The sequence below is a fragment of the Pedobacter sp. 01N416 genome (assembly GCF_056399685.1).
The window spans coordinates 1-2,067 of record NZ_JBFTRT010000734.1; the positions used below are offsets into that span (position 1 = coordinate 1).

The window sequence follows — 2,067 nt, forward strand, 5'->3', positions numbered from 1 at the left end:
CAGTAACAGAGCCAGCTAATAATCCAAAAGAATGGTCTCAAGCTACAGCGCCATTTAGAATTGCAGGTAATTTGTATTATGTTGGCACTTATGATTTAGCTTCTTATTTAATTGTAACAGAAAAAGGAAATATATTAATAAATACAGGTTTAGCTAATTCGCTTTCAATAATAAAAGAAAATATAAAAGCTTTGGGATTTGATTATAAATCAATCAAAATTTTGCTCTTAACCCAAGCTCATTTTGATCATTTGGGTGCAATGGCCGAGATTAAAAAAGAAACCGGCGCGAAACTTTATGTAGATGAGAAAGATGCGGATGCTCTTGAAACAGGCGGAAAATTAGATTATGAGCTTGGGAAATATGGCATAAGTTTCAAGCCTGTAAAACCTGATTTCCTATTGAAGAATAACGATAAGATTAAATTAGGCAGCACTACTTTAACAATGCTTCATCATCCTGGGCATACTAAAGGATCGTGTAGTTTTATATTTGATACAAAAGATAAAAATTCTAGCTACAAAATTTTGATTGCCAATATGCCATCCATAATTGTTGATAGAAAATTCTCAGAAATAGCATCATATAAAGATATCCAAAAAGATTATACTGAAACTTTTAAAGCAATGAAAAAGCTTGACTTTGATCTTTGGGTTGCCTCTCACGCAAGTCAGTTTGAGCTCCATGATAAGCGTAAATCAGGAGCCCCTTATAATCCAAAAGTCTTTATGGATAAAAGTAAATTTTTCAAGAATCTTGAAGATCTGGAAAATATTTTCCTCGAAAAAATAAAAAATTAACCTTTTCCTAACTTGTTAAAAGCGATTAAATACAAATAATCGCTTTTTTTTTTTGGAGATAGTTTAATTTCTTTTAGTTTAATAAACGTAACAATTAAGACAAACTCGTAAATGATAGTTTTACCTGATTGCTTATATTCCGATGTAAAAGAATATTTTCGAAATCGAGCCCTATAGTTAAATCAATCCAATCTGGATTACAAGATCTTACCAAACGTTCTTTTTGCATGCGTGTAAACCGGCTAATTGATTTAAAACGCAGCAAAGCTTGTGCTTCTGTTTTAAACTCTTCAAAATAAACAAGGCGGGTTAATTGTTGCCCGTTATCAAAAAATAAGTTTGGCATCTGTTTGTAGAAATCCAGCGTCTTCATTAAATCAGAGCTCATGCCCACGTGCATACTTGTACGATTTCTGTCGGTAACGATATAAACAAACTTTTTCATGATCTTGTGTTTAAAACTTAAAACTAAACTATTTAGTATACCCTCTTGCAAATCAAAATAATATTACTAACTTTATGAGCATAAAATTACTAACTATTTTAGTAATTCCAAATTTATTTTAAAATTTATTTTTATGTCAAATATTTCAAATAATTTAAAGTACCTCAGGAAGAAAAAAGGCCATACACAGCAAAATTTCGCTGATATAATGGAAATCAAGAGATCGCTCATCGGGGCTTACGAGGAAGACCGGGCGGAACCTAAATATGATTTGCTAAAAAAAATAGCCGAATACTTTGATCTTACCATCGATGAATTCATCAATGAGAAAATATCTGACAGCTGGAAACCGAAGCCAAAAAGCCAGGGATCCAACCTAAGGGTACTGAGCATTTCTGTTGATCAGAACGATCGCGAAAATATCGAATTGGTTCCGGTTAAAGCAAGCGCTGGTTACTTGAACGGTTTTTCTGATCCTCAATATATTAGCGACCTACCTAAATTCCAACTTCCATTAGCTGCATTAAGACAAGGTACCTTTAGGGCTTTTGAAATTATGGGCGATAGTATGTTACCAGTTCAACCAGGTAGTGTGATTATTGGCGAATACCTGGATAACTGGAATGAAGTAAAAACCGGCGAAACGTACATCGTGATTAGTAAAAATGAAGGTGTAGTATACAAAAGAGCGGGTAACCGTTTCAGAGAGAATAAAGATTTAAAGCTGATATCAGACAATAAGGTATATGATGCCTATACAATTGCTGCCGACGACATCCTGGAAATCTGGAAAGCCAAGGCATATATATCTACCTCATTACC

At 33.6% G+C, this 2,067-nt stretch carries 3 protein-coding genes; 2 read left to right on the plus strand and 1 reads right to left on the minus strand.

What is annotated here, in order from left to right; translation table 11 throughout:
• Positions 1–800: PEDO-2 family subclass B3 metallo-beta-lactamase (blaB3PEDO, locus tag AC1DND_RS26430; RefSeq protein WP_477585650.1), on the plus strand; the 800-nt coding region annotated here is incomplete at its 5' end.
• A gap of 94 nt (positions 801–894) precedes the next feature.
• On the opposite strand, the gene AC1DND_RS26435 is transcribed toward blaB3PEDO, so the two are convergent.
• The gene (locus AC1DND_RS26435; protein WP_029275228.1) at positions 895–1,245 is read right to left on the minus strand and encodes a GIY-YIG nuclease family protein; all 351 of its coding nucleotides are present in this window, start codon (positions 1,243–1,245) and stop codon (positions 895–897) included.
• Positions 1,246–1,378: 133 nt separating this feature from the next.
• On the opposite strand from AC1DND_RS26435, the gene AC1DND_RS26440 reads away from it, so the two are divergent.
• The coding region (locus AC1DND_RS26440) for an XRE family transcriptional regulator (RefSeq protein WP_477585652.1) at positions 1,379–2,067 on the plus strand (689 nt) is incomplete at its 3' end.

What these genes read in the sequence shown, in the direction of transcription:
- AC1DND_RS26435 (WP_029275228.1), bottom strand. Translation starts at nt 1,245, where the DNA reads ATGAAAAAGTTTGTTTATATCGTTACCGACAGAAATCGTACAAGTATG.